Source organism: Paenibacillus sp. S-38, assembly GCF_049942825.1.
Taxonomy (GTDB): domain Bacteria; phylum Bacillota; class Bacilli; order Paenibacillales; family NBRC-103111; genus Paenibacillus_G.
Window position 1 is genome coordinate 7,631,739 of the sequence record NZ_CP187970.1, and the last position, 16,159, is coordinate 7,647,897.

11 protein-coding genes are annotated in these 16,159 nt (G+C 62.9%); 6 read left to right on the forward strand and 5 right to left on the reverse strand.

The annotated features are described in order from the left end of the window. The first annotated feature begins 35 nt into the window (after positions 1–35). Genes gcvT through gcvPB form a run of 3 tightly spaced genes read left to right on the forward strand, consistent with a single transcriptional unit; the run spans position 36 to position 4,018 of the window. Positions 36–1,151, forward strand: a complete 1,116-nt coding sequence (gene gcvT, locus ACP26L_RS33240; RefSeq protein WP_426449873.1) for a glycine cleavage system aminomethyltransferase GcvT — start codon at positions 36–38, stop codon at positions 1,149–1,151. Positions 1,152–1,163: 12 nt separating this feature from the next. Next, positions 1,164–2,534 carry an aminomethyl-transferring glycine dehydrogenase subunit GcvPA gene (gene gcvPA, locus ACP26L_RS33245; RefSeq protein ID WP_426449874.1) on the forward strand — a complete coding sequence of 457 codons (1,371 nt, stop codon included), beginning with the start codon at positions 1,164–1,166 and terminating at the stop codon, positions 2,532–2,534. Beyond that, positions 2,531–4,018, forward strand: coding sequence for an aminomethyl-transferring glycine dehydrogenase subunit GcvPB (gene gcvPB / locus ACP26L_RS33250; protein ID WP_426449875.1), 1,488 nt, complete (start codon positions 2,531–2,533; stop codon positions 4,016–4,018). The genes gcvPA and gcvPB overlap by 4 nt, the downstream gene beginning before the upstream one ends. A gap of 183 nt (positions 4,019–4,201) precedes the next feature. On the opposite strand, the gene ACP26L_RS33255 is transcribed toward gcvPB, so the two are convergent. Next, a complete protein-coding gene (locus ACP26L_RS33255) occupies positions 4,202–4,519 on the reverse strand; it encodes a DUF2325 domain-containing protein (protein ID WP_013921050.1) in 318 nt (105 codons plus the stop codon). Positions 4,520–4,604: 85 nt separating this feature from the next. Further along, on the reverse strand, positions 4,605–5,402 hold the full coding sequence (locus tag ACP26L_RS33260) for a (2Fe-2S)-binding protein (protein WP_426449876.1): 798 nt from the start codon (positions 5,400–5,402) through the stop codon (positions 4,605–4,607). Between the two features lie 298 nt (positions 5,403–5,700). Here ACP26L_RS33260 and ACP26L_RS33265 point away from each other — a divergent pair, with 298 nt between their 5' ends. Continuing rightward, positions 5,701–6,750 carry a DUF2278 family protein gene (locus ACP26L_RS33265; RefSeq protein WP_426449877.1) on the forward strand — a complete coding sequence of 350 codons (1,050 nt, stop codon included), beginning with the start codon at positions 5,701–5,703 and terminating at the stop codon, positions 6,748–6,750. 227 nt (positions 6,751–6,977) lie between these two features. On the opposite strand, the gene ACP26L_RS33270 is transcribed toward ACP26L_RS33265, so the two are convergent. Together ACP26L_RS33270 and ACP26L_RS33275 are read right to left on the reverse strand one after the other, a co-directional pair. Further along, on the reverse strand, positions 6,978–7,091 hold the full coding sequence (locus ACP26L_RS33270) for a YjcZ family sporulation protein (RefSeq protein ID WP_426449878.1): 114 nt from the start codon (positions 7,089–7,091) through the stop codon (positions 6,978–6,980). Between the two features lie 219 nt (positions 7,092–7,310). Further along, positions 7,311–8,354, reverse strand: a complete 1,044-nt coding sequence (locus ACP26L_RS33275) for a glycoside hydrolase family 88/105 protein (RefSeq protein ID WP_426449879.1) — start codon at positions 8,352–8,354, stop codon at positions 7,311–7,313. A 250-nt stretch (positions 8,355–8,604) separates the two neighbouring features. On the opposite strand from ACP26L_RS33275, the gene ACP26L_RS33280 reads away from it, so the two are divergent. Further along, positions 8,605–9,522 (forward strand): AraC family transcriptional regulator, encoded by a 918-nt coding sequence (locus tag ACP26L_RS33280; protein WP_426449880.1) that lies wholly within the window; start codon positions 8,605–8,607, stop codon positions 9,520–9,522. A 171-nt stretch (positions 9,523–9,693) separates the two neighbouring features. Here ACP26L_RS33280 and ACP26L_RS33285 read toward each other — a convergent pair whose 3' ends face one another. Next, positions 9,694–13,800 (reverse strand): fibronectin type III domain-containing protein, encoded by a 4,107-nt coding sequence (locus ACP26L_RS33285; RefSeq protein WP_426449881.1) that lies wholly within the window; start codon positions 13,798–13,800, stop codon positions 9,694–9,696. Positions 13,801–14,174: 374 nt separating this feature from the next. On the opposite strand from ACP26L_RS33285, the gene ACP26L_RS33290 reads away from it, so the two are divergent. Then, a complete protein-coding gene (locus ACP26L_RS33290; protein ID WP_426449882.1) occupies positions 14,175–15,827 on the forward strand; it encodes an S-layer homology domain-containing protein in 1,653 nt (550 codons plus the stop codon). The last annotated feature ends 332 nt before the right edge of the window (positions 15,828–16,159 follow it).

Genomic DNA, 16,159 nt, shown 5'->3' on the forward strand with positions numbered 1-16,159 from the left:
TTCCCTCGTTACCCAATCGAACCGGAGGTGATGGGATGAAACCGCTCAAGCGAACTTCTCTGTACCCGTTCTATGATGCGCACGGCGCACGATGCATCGACTTCGGCGGCTGGGAGCTGCCGGTGCAGTATGCCGCGGGCCTCACCCTCGAACACGAAGCCGTACGGCAGCGGGCGGGGTTATTCGACGTCTCCCACATGGGAGAATTCCTCGTTACCGGCCCGAAGGCCGCCTCCTGGCTTCAGCGGCTCACGACCAACGATGTCGGCCGGCTGCAGGACGGCGAAGCCCAATATACCCTGCTCTGCTATCCGGACGGCGGCACTGTTGATGACCTATTGCTCTACCGCTTGGCGTCCGACCGCTTCATGCTGGTCGTGAACGCCTCGAATATCGATAAAGATTTCGAGTGGCTGCAGAAGCACCAGGTCCCCGGCGCCCATCTCGAAGACCGCTCGGAAGCGACCGCCCTGATGGCACTGCAGGGTCCCAAAGCGGCCGAGATTCTCGCTCAAGCGGCGGACGGTCCCCTGCCGGAGCTTCGGCCCTTCGCCTTCGCCGATCACATCCCCCTGTGCGGCGGGATCCCCGCCCTGATCTCGCGCACCGGGTATACCGGCGAAGACGGGTTCGAGCTCTATGTCGGCGCGGACGATGCGGGCGCCGTCTGGCGGGGCCTCCTGCAGGCGGGGGAGCCTTTCGGCCTGCAGCCCGCCGGTCTTGGCGCCCGGGACACGCTGCGCTTCGAGGCCCGGCTTCCCTTGTACGGGCAGGAGCTCAGCGCGCAGATCTCGCCCCTCGAGGCGGGACTAGGCCCGTTCGTCCGCCTGACCAAGGAGGATTTCATCGGCCGGGAGGCGCTGCTGCTGCAGAAGGAGCTCGGCGTACGCCGCAAGCTCGCCGGCATCGAGATGATCGACCGGGGCATCCCCCGCAGCCATTACCCCGTCCATTCGGCTGACGGCCGCCCGATCGGCGAAGTCACCACAGGGACGCAGTCTCCTACGCTGAAGCGCAATCTCGGCCTTGCGCTGATCGAAGCGGAGCAGGCGGCTCTCGGGACGGAGCTGCTGGTGGAGATCCGCGGCAAGCTTCTGCGTGCCCGGGTCGTGCCTGCGCCTTTTTACCGAAAAAAGAGCCCTACACCCTAGGAGGTGGACCCCATGTCTGAGACACAGCCGATCCGGCACCGTTATCTGCCGATGACCCCTGCGGACCAGGAAGAGATGCTGGGCACAATAGGCGCCTCCTCCATCGAGGACCTGTTCGCCGACATACCGGAGGAGGTTCGCTTCTGCGGGAAGCTGCCGGTCTCGTCCGCCCTGGATGAAGCGGCTCTGCTGAAGCATCTGAAAATCCTCGCCGGCCGCAATGCCGACAGCGAGCGGTACATGAGTTTCCTCGGGGCCGGCATCTATGACCATCATATTCCGGTCGTGATCGGACATATGCTCTCGCGGTCGGAGTTTTATACGGCCTATACGCCTTACCAGGCCGAGATCTCCCAGGGCGAGCTGCAGGCGATCTTCGAGTTCCAGTCGTACATCTGCGAGCTGACCGGCATGGCCGTCGCCAATGCGAGCATGTACGACGGAGCGACCGCGCTGGCGGAAGCCGGGGCGCTGGCCTGTGCCGCCGTGCAGCGCAGGCGGCTGGCCGTGTCGCAGGGCGTCCACCCCGAAGCCCGGGAGATCCTGCGCACCACGGCCCGGGGACTCGGCCTCGAGGTTGTGGAGGTCCCCTGCCGGGACGGGGTAACCGACCTCGAGGCCCTGCGCGAAGCGGTCACGCCGGAGACGGCCGCCGTACTCGTGCAGTCGCCGAACTTCTTCGGCTGCATCGAGAACCTGCGGGCGATCGAGCCGGAGGCCCACGCCCACGGCGGACTGCTCGGCGTGAGCGTCAATCCGCTGTCGCTCGGGCTGCTGGAGGCCCCCGGCCGGCTCGGCGCAGACATCGTCACCGGCGATGCGCAGCCCCTCGGCCTCTCCGCCTCGCTCGGCGGACCGACGTGCGGCTTCTTCGCCGTCACGTCCGCGCTCATGCGGCGGATGCCCGGCCGCATCGTCGGCCAGACCACGGACCGCGAAGGCCGGCGCGGCTTCGTGCTGACCCTGCAGACGCGCGAGCAGCATATCCGCCGGGAACGGGCGACGTCGAACATCTGCTCGAACCAGGCGCTGCTGGCGCTCGGCGCGTCTGTGTACTTGTCGCTGATGGGCAGGGAGGGAATCGCCGAAGCGGCCCGGCTTAATCTGAACAAGGCCCATTACGCGGCCGGCGTGCTGAGCCGGATTCCCGGCGTCTGCCTGGCTTATGGCTCCCCGTTCTTCAACGAGTTCACGCTGAAGCTGCCCGAGGGAACCGATGTGCCGGCCCTGCGGCGCAGCCTGCTCCGGGACGGCTATCTGGCGGGCCATGACCTCGGCTCCGTCGACCCGGCCCTGCAGGGTCAGCTCCTCATCGCCGTGACGGAGCGGCGCACCCGGGAAGAGATTAACGCATTCGCCCAGCGATTGGAGGCGTGGTTATGACGGAAGATGGAAGAGACAATACGCAGAGACAGGAAGTCCAGCCGCTGATCTTCGAGCTCAGCCGCCCGGGCCGGACCGCCTATTCGCTGCCCCCCTGCGACGTCCCCGAGACGGACCCGAGGGAGCTGATTCCCGCCGATCTGCTTCGCGAAAAGCCTCCTGCGCTGCCCGAGGTGTACGAGGTGGACGTCGTCCGCCATTATACGGCCCTCTCCCGGCGAAACTTCGGTGTGGATAACGGGTTCTATCCCCTCGGCTCCTGCACGATGAAATATAACCCGAAGCTCCACGAGGACGCCGCGCGGCTGGACGGCTTCGCCAAGATTCATCCGTACCAGCCCGAGGAGTCGATCCAGGGCGCGCTGGAGCTCCTCTACCGGCTGCAGGAGGATCTCGCCGCCCTCACCGGGATGGACGAGGTGACGCTTCAGCCGGCGGCCGGAGCCCACGGCGAATGGACGGGTCTCATGATGATCCGCGCGTATCATGAGGCGCAGGGCGAGAAGCGCACGAAGGTGCTCGTGCCCGACTCCTCTCACGGCACGAACCCGGCCAGCGCGACAGCCGCCGGGTTCGAGACGGTGACGCTGCCCTCCGGCCCGGACGGCCTGGTCGATCTCGAGCGTCTGCGAGCGGCAGCGGGTCCGGATACGGCCGCTCTCATGCTGACGAACCCGAACACCCTCGGCCTGTTCGAGAGCCGGATCACCGAGATCGCGGCCATCGTGCACGAAGCCGGCGGCCTGCTCTATTATGACGGCGCCAACTCCAACGCCATCATGGGCATCACCCGGCCCGGCGATATGGGCTTCGACGTCGTGCATCTCAATCTGCACAAGACGATGAGCACCCCGCACGGCGGCGGCGGCCCGGGAGCCGGTCCGGTCGGGGTGAAGAAGCTGCTGGCCCCGTACCTGCCGAAGCCGGTAGTCGCCCGCCGGGCGGACGGCTCCTATACGCTGGACGGCGAGCGGCCCGATTCCATCGGCCGGGTCAAGGCGTTCTACGGCAACTTCGGCATCCTGCTGCGCGCCTATGCCTATATCCGTTCCTACGGACCCGAGGGGCTGCGCCGGGTATCCGAGTGCGCCGTGCTGAACGCAAACTACATGCTGCGCCGCCTCTCCTCCCACTACGAGGTGCCGTATGACCGGATTTGCAAGCATGAATTCGTCCTGTCGGGCCGCGGTCTCAAGAAGTACGGCATCCGCACGCTGGATGTGGCGAAGCGGCTGCTCGACTTCGGTTACCATCCGCCAACGATCTATTTTCCGCTCAATGTCGAGGAGTGCATGATGATCGAGCCTACCGAAACCGAGAGCAAGGAGACGCTCGACGGGTTTATCGATACCCTGATCCGGATTGCGGAGGAGGCGCAGCGGGATCCGGACCTGCTCAAGAACGCTCCATATACGACGCCGGTCCGCCGGCTCGACGAGACCCAAGCGGCCCGGAAGCCCGTACTGAACTGCAGCTGTGAGTAAAGTCCGGGCACGCTGGCCCGTCCGAAAGCTGCCCCAGGCCACGGCTGACATCGGCCCCGAAACAACCGGGATCCGAAGCGGTCCGCCCTCCACCTGCGCCGACAACAACGGCAAAAAGACCCTGATGCATTCACCGGGAATGCATCGGGGTCTTCTTCTTATGTATCGGGAACGGCATGCGTCTTAATGGCTGCTCTTATTGTTCAGCCATTCGCAGGTATCCGCACAATCGCACAGCGCCTTCTTCACCGAACACCACGAACGCTTCGCGTAATAGATCGGCACTTCCTGCTCTTTGGCCTGCTGCTTAATCACCTTGGTGAGGTTGTGATTGACATAATCCGTCAATACCAGCACAGCGGCGACCTTCTCGGGGATCCCCTTGCGCACCATTTGACATTTACGTCCAGACATATGTACTACTTCATCAAATCCGATATCGGCCAGATGATCGGGCATGTTGCCCAGATGATCGGCGCCTACGACCAGTATCGACGGCATGTTTCGCACTCCTTCGTCCTATAGTGAATGTGCAGCCGGTGCTCTTCCCGACTGGTGATGCTGCGAATGTATAAAAAACGCGAATCTATGAGGTTGCGGCGGCCAGCATGGCCTCCTTCTTCTCTTCCCGCTGCGCCGCGGTAAGCCGCGGACAGGTATAACAGAAGCCGTGGCCGGAATCGGTACGGTAGGCCAGACAACAGGAGGCCTTGATGCGCCATTTCTCCTGCGTGTCGAGCGGGTTCTCCACGTAGCGGAACTTCACATCCAGCGGATTGCGCTTGCGGCCGAACCACTCACCCTCCAGGCCCTGCAGAAGGGTATGGAAGTCTTCCTCTACGATGCGCCGCCGCTCCTCATCGGGCGCGGTTTCGAGCAGATGATCATAGGCGTAATGGATCCGCGTGACCGGGGCACTCCAGACATGGCCGGGATCCACTCCCGCCGCTGCAGCCACCGCTTCGACCAAGGGCCGCAGCCGGTTCCCATAAAAGTCCCGGAGCAGCGCATCACGCCACTCCTCACGACAGGCGGCAGGCACCTCGGTCGACTCCCGGTCGGCAAGCAGGAACGCGAAGGCGGTATGATGGCCTCTCGGATAGGCCTGAAACGTCAAATTATCGGGTGTAAGGCGGAGCGCCGCCCCATGATACGAGATCATATACTGCAGTGCCGCGCACAAACCGCCCAGCCAGGAACCGAAATAGGCGGCGGTCACCTCCGGGCCCTGCGCCTTGATGGCGGAGCCGTATACGGCAAGCAGCTCAGCCGCTTTTGCAGGCACCGTCAGTTCTTCCCAGGTGAAGCGGAACAGCTCGCCCGGCTGCGGCTCCGATCTGAAAAAGTAGTGTTTCTCCAAATATTCGAACATTTCCGCTGACATGGCGTGTCTCCCCACTTCCCTCATCTATAAAACTTCCGGATGCGGATCTTGTTGGTTGATAGTCATGATAATGATTCTCAATATCACATTTACCTAATGATAATGGTTATCAATCGCATTGTCAACTCTATTCTTACTCCCCCCTTCGTAGGAACAAAGTAGCGAGGTTTGTCGGCAAGTGAGGCCCTTGGGACCGGCACCTTTCGACACCCTTTTCGGACACGATCCGATACAATGAAAGGAGCAAATGATGTGGAATCTTGTCTGACCATGTAACGAAAAAGGAGCAGAGATCCCCATGCCGATCCAGTACGGAGTATTGAAATGCAAGGCCGTGGACTGCCGCAAAGGCGTCCCCGAGAATGCCCATTACCAAGTGCACGCGGTCGCGGAGGGAGAGGACTTCCGGCTGGCTGTCAATGTCCGGTCGCAGCTCAGCCCTTCCGAGCTCCTCTACTATGCCGACGAACATTTCCAGCACGCCGTTACGGAGAAGCTCGCCGAGCTTCCTTACGGCTTCACGAAGCTGGAGGGGCGTCCCGGCGGAGCGGCACTGGACTTTATCCGCAGCAACCTCTTCGATCCGAAGGATATGGTCCCGCTGCCTTTCGATGTTCCCGGGCAGGATAACGACCTCAACGAAAAATGCGATTTCTATATCCGCCGCGCGCTGGCCGTAGAGGATGCGGTTCTCTATGTGTTCGGCGAGGAGTGGGGGCCGGAGCCGGACAAGTCCGACAAAATCTTCGGCTTCCGGCCCGGCCGCGGAGTCCACAATATTCATATGAATCAGGGCAACGATGCCAAATTCCGGCAGGATGACGGCGTCTATCAGGACGGCGCCCTGCTCATCCACTTCCCGTCCGAGGGACGCTGGATCGGGCTCTTCCTAGCCTTCCAGTCGCAGACCTGGCACACGGACGACCGTACCGGCCACCGCATCGGGGACAGGCCGGTCCCCGCACCGGACAAGCCGGACAAGCCCGACCGTCCCGGAGGCAAGCCGTCGGAGCCGGACGGTCCGCTGTACATCGTCGGTGCGGTGGTCCGTCCCGACGGAGCTGCTGCCGATCGACAGGAGAGCGTGACGCTGCTCAACGCCTCGCCGGAGCCTGTGGACCTTACCGGCTGGTCGCTGGCCAACCGCAGCAAGCAGAAGCAGCCTCTGGGCGGCCTGCTAGCCCCAGGCCAGTTCCTGACGGTGCCGCTCGAGCGGGCATCCGGCGGGCAGGAGTTCCTGCGTAACAAGGGCGATATTATCACGCTGCTCGATCCGGACGGACTCAAGGTGCACGGCGTGTCCTATACCCAGGGGCAGGTGCGGGAGGGCTGGACGCTGCTCTTCTGAAAGCAGAGCCTTCTGTGCTCCTGAAGCTGCGCCGCCATCTCTGCCTGATGCATCCCGGGGAGGAGGCCCCAGCCAACCGTTCCGGCCAACGAGAAGCAAGACGGTCCCGCAGGGTTCGGGACCGTCTTTTGCGCTGGTGGATGACATGGAAGACGTCCGGACCTCAAAAAACCGGCCACTCCCCCAAAGGGAATGACCGGTTTTTGCCTAGAGCCGCACCCCGCAGCTTAGATACAGAATCCTGCTGCAAGTACAATCACGAGCAGGATGTAAAGCACCAAAATTGCGCCAGTCGAAGTAAAACCGGTACCTACGCCGCCGCATCCGCCTGCATAACCCATTTCGGATCACTCCTTCGGTAAGTTTGAGCTTCCGGGCCGCTCTCCGTTCCCCATCGCTCATGTCTTCAGTATATGATCCTGCCTTCAGGGCGCTTGGACGAAGGCCCGGCCCGCACAAATTCTTCCGGCACCGCGCCGGACGGGCTGGTGAACATGCGGATGGAGTTGAAGGATCCGGCTGCGCAGCGATGCGCCGAAGATGAAAGACGCCGCCCCCGCTTAACCGTCCTGCCGCTCCGCCGCTTCCACCGCCGCCAGGAGCATCAGCACCAGGCCCTGGCCATAGAGGGTGGGATGGCACGGAATCCGCCCGTACGCCTCGACCGAGTCCAGGACCGGCGTGCCGCCGGATACGCCCTGCACCTCTCCGTTCTCCGTCACGCAGTCCAGCACGGCCGACAAGGCGCGGTCCGCTGCCGGGCGAAGCTCCGGTCCCAGCAGCCCGGCACGGATCCCCAGCAGCATGCCGCAGGCGATCCCGGCGCTGCCCGAGGTCTCCTCGTAGAAGTCCGGCCGGTCCAGGACTGTGGCCCACAGACCCCCTGCCTGCTGGTATCCCGCCAGTGCCCCCATCAGCCGGCGGTAGCGGGCCAGACTCTCGTCCGTGAGGCTTGCAAGGCCGGCCAGCTCCTCCTGAATCATCGGCACGGCGGCAGCGATCCAGGCATTGGCCCGGGTCCACCGGGCCGCCGACATATGGCTGCCTTCCCCGGAGTTCCAGCCGTGGAACAAGACGCCTGTAGCTTCATCCTGCAGCAGCCTCAGATGAAGTTCAACCTGGGCTGCCGCCTCCCGGGCGTACCCCTCGGAAGCGGTCAGGCGGGCCGCTCTGGCCAGGAACAGCACTGCCATGAATACGGTATCGGCCCAGACCTGCTCCGGGAAGCTCACGTTCTCGGTCACCGTATGCTCGAAAGCTCCCTCCCGGGTCCGGGGCGCCTCCCCGATCATCCAGTCCGCGGTGCGGATCACCGCTTCCCTAAGGGACGCCTCTCTTGTCTCCCTGTACAATTCCGGATAAACGGCGAAGGGCGCCATGGCATTGATGACCCGGGCGGACCCGGCCTTCGATCCATTCCGCTTGACCCACCGGTGCAGTTCGGCGCGGAGCTTCTCCTGCCGGGTGCTGCGCCCATACTCCAGCAGAGCGATAACCCCCACACCGGGAACCCAATCCCACTGGTTCAGGTCCAGTCCCCAATTGCCCGTATGATCCTCCAGCATGTAGCCGCTGACCCGTTCTCCTGCCAATGCCAATTCCATTGCTGCCCGACCTCCCGTATGCGGCCCTGCCGCAAATTGCCTCACCACTAACGCGTTCCACTTTCCTCCTACTATAGCGGAGAACCGCATGACGAACGTGGGGAACGGTCTCCAGTCCAGTGGGGAAAAATCCGGTGCCCCCTTCCTTCGGCTGCCAGCTCCCGGTACAATAAAGCTGATAAGAGAGCGCTTACTGCAAAAGCCGTTCCAAGAGATTAACGCTTCGAAGAGCAGAGGAGGAGGTCAGCGCATGATTTCGGAATCGCGGCCTGCCGTGCCCGTCTCCCCCGATCCGGAGCAGCAGACCGATGAGGTCACGAACGCTTTTCTGTCCCGTTCCCCGGTGCACTGCCGGCTCCGGGAGCAGCCGCTCGGCCAGATGCACCTCCACAGCCATCGCGGATACGAGCTGTATGTCTGCCTTAAGGGCACCGGGGTGTTCCTCGCCGGGGACGGAATCTACCCGCTGGCTCCCGGCACGCTGACCCTCGTAGCCCCCCATGTCCTGCATCTGCCGCGCCCGGCGGTTCACGAGGGCTTTCACCGGTACGTGCTGTCGCTGGGCGAGCCGCTCGTGGACCGGTTAAAGACCCATACCGAGGGCTTCGCCGAAGCCGCCGAAGCCTTGTGGGGCACGCCGCCGGCCCCGTGCACCCACCTGCATCTGCCTCCGGCGCTCCTGCTCGAGGTCCGCGCGATTCTCGCCTCGCTCGAGAGGGAAATCGACGAGGAGGGCCCGCTCTTCCGCCTGGCGGTGGACCACCATCTCACCGGGCTGTTCCTCACCCTCGCCCGGGCCGGGCTGCAGCCGGCCCCCGGAGGACACAGCGGTGCCCTCTCGGATGAAGAGCTCGCGGGCCAGGTTCTGCAGGAGCTTGCCCGCAGGTACAACGATGAGACACTTGAGGTCGGGGAGCTGCACCACAGCTTCCACCTCTCCCGCTCCAGGCTGTTTGAACTCTTCAGACGTACCACGGGATATACGATGAACGGCTTCCTTACCGCCTACCGGCTGCACCGGGCCAAGGAGCTGCTCCGCCGTACGGCCCTGCCGGTAACGGATATCGCGGGCGAAAGCGGGTTCGGGGATGTCTCGCACTTCTACCATACCTTCAAGAAGCACACCGGACTTACCCCCAAAGCGTACCGTTCCCGGCTGCAGCCTTAAGATGACTATTACATCCTCCACCATAGTTACACAGTGTTACGTACGCCCCACCACAAGAAGCAGGCAGCTGCCTCTAAGAGAACATCGATTGCTTGTCATGAAACGTGCACAAAAATGCCCCGGAGCATCCGCCCGGGGCATTCCATTCGTCGACGCTGGCTTCGCGCCCCGCTAAGAAGAGGCCGGCTTCGAAGCCTTGTCTTCAGCCGCTAACGCTTCCGCATACTGAAGATCTTTCACGTCAATCCGTCCGTCCTGATTCAGGTCCAGCCTCGTCTCGTACCCGGCCTGCCCGGCCGATACCCCGAGGCGGGCGGAGATCAGCGCCGCATCCTGCCCATCCGTCCGCCCGTCCCCGTTCAGATCGGCGCTGTCCGCGAATACGGTCAGCGTCACGGGCGTCGGAACAGGCTGCACGCCGCCCCGGCTGTCCGTAAATACGGAGCCGCCGGCCAAAGTGAAGGTCCCCTCACCGGGCTGCAGGACCGTGAAGCGAAGCGTGATTAGGCCCGGAGAGCCGCTGATGGCCGGCTTCGGTTCGAGCAGCGTGCCCTTCAGTCCTATTCTTCCCGGGGTGGACAAGTACTTCGACAGCTGCACCGTCTTGTTCTCCGTCCCGAACTCCGGGTGGAGGAAAATATGGTTCAGCTTAAAGCGGTTCCGGTCGTAATCCAGCTTGAGCAGGAAGCCCCGCAGATCGGCGGCGCCCCGGGCACGCAGCCGGAGCTCGAGCTCATCTCCCGTATGGACGAAGCCCGGCTTCGCCTGGAGTGTCACCGTCCCGCCCGCAGAAGCAGGAGCCCCCAGGGTACTCACTTTCACGCTCGGGTTGTCCGCACTCACGAGACCCGCTCCGTCTATGGCGGCTACCGAGAAGGTGTACGTCCGGCCTGCCGCAAGTCCGGACGCCTTGTAGGCGTACACCGCCGCATCAACGGTCTCCAGCGCCTCACCGTCGCGGTACACCGTATAAGCTTGGACGCCGCCAGGGCCTGAAGCCGCCTTCCACTGCAGGAGGGCGCTGTCGTACGTTACCCCGCTGACCGTCAGCGCCTCATCCGCAGGCCAAACGGGCGGCAGAGCCGTCCCGCTCCCCGTCTGCAGCCGGAAGAGGGTGCGGCCGACCGCTTTGTAGAAGCGGCCGTCCTGGAGCCCGTCGACGCCGTCCGCCGAAGCCAGCCTCTTCGGCCCCCCGGCAGGAGTGACCGCATACAGCTGATTGCGGTCGGAATAGAACGTGAGCGTGCCATCGGCAGCCAGACCGGATATCCGCGGATGGCCGTGATCCTCGTAAGAGGTCACTTGGCTGATGATGCCCTCAGGAGAGCGCAGGAAGATCTGCCTCGAACCGGCTGCATCCCCCATGCTTCGGGTGAAGGCCGTCCAGCCCCCGGCCGCCTCGTAATCCGCCCCGTCCAGCTGCCCGCCATCCGCTGCCGCGGGGCTCAGCACGGTGCTCGAGGCCCCGTCATACTGTACAATCGCTCCTGCATGGGTATAGAGGAGCTTACCGCCCTCCCATTCGGGATGTTCGTACCGCTCTCCGTCCGGCGGAGTCAGCAGCGCTTCCAGCCTTCCGCTGTCCGGACGGAACGTATAGAGCCCCGTCCCGTCGGAGAGGATCAACCCGCCGTCCGGACCGGCGTCGGCTCCGCTCAGCCCCTTCACCCCGATCGGTGTCACCGCACCTGTCCGGGTGTCGAGATGATAATAAGCGTTCCGGTTCTCTTCCACCGCAGCGAAGACCACGTGCTCTCGCTGCCGCATCATCCACCAGCCCTCGGCGGCCTTCACGCCGGCCGTCAGCTCGGTGAGCTTGCCTGCTCGCCACAGATAGAGCCCCTTGGGCTCGCCGCTTCCGCTGCCGTAGGCGGCAAAGAGCACGCCGTCCGGCGTCAGCATGTGCTCGTCCGTAACCGTATCCGGCTCCGCGAAGACCGGAATGTCTTCGCCGCCCGCCCGGCTGCGCACCACCAGCGTGCCGTCGCTGCGGATGAAGAGCAGCCGCTCCCCGTCGAAGCCGACGATGCGTCCGTCCGCTTCCGCCTCCGGCAGCAGCGCGCCGCCCGACTCCACATGAACCGCCCTCCGCACGCCGACAGTCTGGCCCTCGTCATCGGCTGCAGTTACCTCGATCTCCACCCGCTGTCCCTCATAAGCGGAGAGATCCAGGTTCTGATCGAACGAGGTCCCGCCGGATGCCGGGATGTCCACAGGCTTAAGACCTTCCGGGTGCAGCCGGATCGTGACCGTCGGCTGCGCCCGGTCGTCGGAAGCCGTCCCTCTGACCCGGATCCCGCCCGAACGGACTACCTCCTCGGCCAGCGGTGTATCCAGCTCCAGCTTCGGCGGCGCCGAAACAAAGGGACGCGGCGCGGTGGTGACACGGGTCTGCGGATTATTCAAGCTCCGGTTGCCGGTACTATCCTTGGCCTCCACCGAGAAGTTGTAGGTCCGCCCAGGCTCCAGGCCCTCCGCCAGGTACCCCCCAGCCGGATCAGCCGCCGAGCCCAGCAGCTCACCGTCGCGGTAGAGGTTGTACGTCAGAGGCTCGCCCGAATCATCCTCGGCCGCCTCCCACTGCAGACGCACATGATCATACGTCACGTCGGTCACCGTCAGTCCCACTTCCGGCGGCCAGACCGGCGGGAGGTTGTCGAGCCTCGGGCTGATTCGGAACAAGGTGTCTCCCAGCGCCTTGTAGAACGCTCCGCCGCGGTAAGCATCGAGCCCCCGGCTGGAGGCCACTGCTGCGGGCTCTCCCTTGGGTCCTCCCAGATACAACCGGCCGTTATAATAGAAGGAGAACGTCCCGTTCTCCGTCAGCCGGCCGAGGGAAGGATGCCCTCCCACATTCGCCGCTTCACGGACCTTGCCATCCGGCGACTCCAAGTAGACCGCACGGCCGGTCCCGTCCCCCTTCGTATACGCAATCCATCCCTTATAAGCCTGGTAGTCCCGGTAAGGCAGAACTTCCGCACCGCGTTCGATCTCTTCATCCGAATAAGGAGGACTGAGTTCCGTTATGGTGCCGCCGTCGAACTTCGAGATGTTGGAATGGTACGAAAAAACGAGCTTGCTGCCGTCGGCCACCGGATTGCTGTATTCGTAAGAATCCCAGCCTTCCAGCCCGAGTAGCAGCGTCCGCGTGCCGGTATCCGGCGCATACCGGTAGATGCCGTCCGTATCGAAGAACACCAGGTGCCCCTCAGGCGTAATATCCGCATGATAGATGGAAGACCCGATCACCCGGCGTTCCCCGGTTTCCGTGTTGAGATAATACGTCTGCGACTGCGGAAACTCGTCGTACACCGCATGCTTGCCGGAGACCGCCCGCCAAGTCGCACTGCGTACCGAAGCGCCCGAGGCCAGAGGGGTCAGCTTGCCGTCCTGCCACCAATAGAGCTCCTGGTCGGAGAACGAGCCTGCCCGGTACAGGGAGAACACCGCCCCGCCCGGCACCAGCTTCTGCTCCAGCGATGTCCGCCCCGGCTGGGCAAAGACCATGGTATCCCGGGAGGTTCCCCGCTCACGGATCCGCAGGGAGCCGTCGGCAGCCGTATAGAGGATCCGGCTGTCGTCAAAATCGGCAATGTCCCCCGGCACCTGTTCCACCGTACTCAAGTAAGGGCTTGTCTCCACATGCACGATGCGTGTCAGTTGGGTCTCATTGCCCCGGCCGTCAGCCGCAGTCACGTGAACTTCCAGCTTGCGCCCGTCGAAGGCGCGGGCATCGAATTCCTGACTGACCTTCGCTCCTCCTTGGAAGGAGCCCAGCACTTGCCCCGATTGGTATTCGGTCACCTTGACGGTCACAGCCGGTTCCCCCGTATCGTCGGAGGCCTCTGCCGTCACACGGAAGAGGCCGTCCCGCGACACATGGCCCGAAGTTGGGCCTGAGACGGTCAGCTGCGGAGGCTCGTCATAGATGAAAGCCCCACGGGCCTCATAGCTGTGTCCTCCGGCATCCACCGCCCGGACGCTGAGCTCCTGGGCTCCTTTCGCCAATCCTTCAAGAGAGAGGGGGCCCGTCCAATGACACTGGGCATAGATGCAGGTCTGGGTCAGAGGGGCTTCCCGCTCACCCACCCGTGCTGTAACCCCTTTCACACCAGTGAAGCCCGTAACTGCGGCCTTCACATTCAATACGGAGCCGCTTGGCATGCCTTGGCCCGGGGCAAGGATGCTGACACTGGGGCTCCCGGCAGCATGGATCTGCGCAGGAAACAGCAGCAGCAGAATCAGGCCGTATACCGGGCCTTTACGGGTACGAATCATAGGCTTCAAATCCACCTGTCCTCTCTAAATTAGATACATATTGTATCACAATGGGCAGCAGCAATCTGGATGTTCATACATTCGACACATCTTTTCAAATTCCTTCCACCTCTCCGATTCATCGACTTTCTCCTATCTTGTTATTCACCATAATGGAGGACGCAAAAACGGGTCCGGCCTTCCCTATCATGTTTTTTCAGGACGACAACAGAGAAATTGAATTCGCTTTCTTAACTCGCCTTGTCAGGGGGCTGTTTTCCATGCGGGTGCGTTACCTTACTGCAATGGAAACAACTTGCCGTGGATCATGCCGGGAACCCGTACTATGATAAGGGGCATACAAAGCAAAGATACAGCAAAGGAGCGGTAACCTCATGAAAATCATCAAGACGCTCGTGACCGCTGCCGTTCTGGCGGCAGCTTTGCCTACTGCGGGACCGGTCAGCGCCGAGTCCGCCGGACGCATGAGCTTGGGATATTTGTACGGAGGCTCGACCTCCACTTACATTACACAGGTGGACCGCACGCAGGGATCCCTTGACCGGGTATCCCCCAGCTTCATCGATATTCAGGCAGACGGGACCCTCTTATGGGCCGACGGGATTCAAAGCTTCACGAACACCATGCATACGAAGCAGGTCAAAGTAGTTCCTTTTCTCAGCAATCATTGGAGCCGGGAAGCCGGCCGTCTCGCACTCGCGAACCGGGAGCTGCTCTCCCAGGAGATCGCGGACAAGATTGTAAGCCTCGGCCTCGATGGCATCAACGTGGATATTGAGAATGTGACGGATGAAGACCGGGCTGCTTTCACCGACCTGGTGCGCCTGCTGCGGGAGAAGCTTCCCAAGGACAAAGAAGTGTCGGTTGCAGTAGCAGCCAACCCGAACGACTGGACGCAAGGCTGGCACGGTTCCTACGACATGGATGCTCTGGCACAGTACGCCGATTATATTCTGCTCATGGCTTATGACGAATCCTATGAGGGCAAAGAGACCGCCAGTCCGGTAGCGAGCCTCGCCTGGGTGGAGAAGTCGGTGCAGCAGGCGCTGAAGAGTGTGCCTTCCGACAAGCTGCTGCTCGGCATTCCTTTCTACGGACGTCTCTGGAGTCAGGACGGCACGATCAAGGGACTCGGGATCTCGAACCGCAAGGTCGAGCAGCTTGCCGCCTCTTACGGCGGTTCGGTCATCTTCGATGCCGATACGGCGTCGCCCGTCCTGAATTTCTATCTGCCGGAAGGAAGCTCCGCGGTTACGGTAAGCTACAAGCCTCTCGCGGCGGGGCAGTCCTACACGGTATGGTATGAGAACGAAGAATCGATCAAAGCGAAGCTGAAGCTCGTCAGCAAATATAATCTGAAAGGCTCCGGGGTCTGGAGTATGGGACAGGAAACAGCGGAAACTTGGAGCTATTTCGACAACTGGCTGAACCGCACTTATTTTGCGGATACGGAAGGCCATTGGGCGACGGAAGAAATCCTCGCTGCCGCCGACAAAGGCTGGATGACCGGCATGACCTCCACCTCCTTCGCTCCGGACGCTTCCTTGACGCGGGCGCAAGCCGCGGCCATCCTGGTGCGGGCGCTGGACTTGAAGGCGGCAGACGTAACATCCGCGGCTTCGTTCACCGATGTTCCGGCCTCCCACTGGGCTTATGAGGCCATTCGAACCGCACGCAGCGCGGGCTTGATCGACGGTACGGGCGGCGGCCGATTCGAACCGGAAGCCCCGCTGACCCGGGAGCAGCTCTCCGCTATGCTTGTGCGAGCACTGGATCTGAAGCCGTCGTTGTCCGCAGCCCTGCCGGGCTTTAAGGATGTCACAGCCTCGCGCTGGTCCTACGAGGCCATCCGCACGCTGGCCGGATATGGGATCGTCAGCGGCTATCCCGACGGCACGTTTCGCGCGGCCCAGCCGACAACACGGGCGCAAATGGCCGTGCTGCTTGACCGGGCTTCCTCTCAGCTGGAGGAAGCGGCTCAGGAGCGAGTTGCTTCCACAGCGGCGGCGGCCGCCGGTTCCAAGTAAGACGCGGGCTCGTACAGCCGCTTCTTTTGAACCTAGTATCCGCCTGACCGCGGAGAATCATCCGAATGATTTGTTGTCCTTCTCGCCCTGTTTTGGGCAGGCTAAGGGAGCGGGAAAGAACCGCTTCCTCTTTTTTTACATATGCCGGGGCTGACCCTGGCCGGTGGTTTTACCAGGCAGTCCATGTATCCGGCCCCGGGGGGACGGGCCGGTCGGGCCTCCTGGCCGCCGAGGCGGTCCCCGAAGCGCGCTGCCGGCAGTCGTAAGCCGCTCCGGATCCGGAGCGGCTTACGACTGCCCTCAAAAAGCGCTCGCGGCGTCCCTGCCCAAAC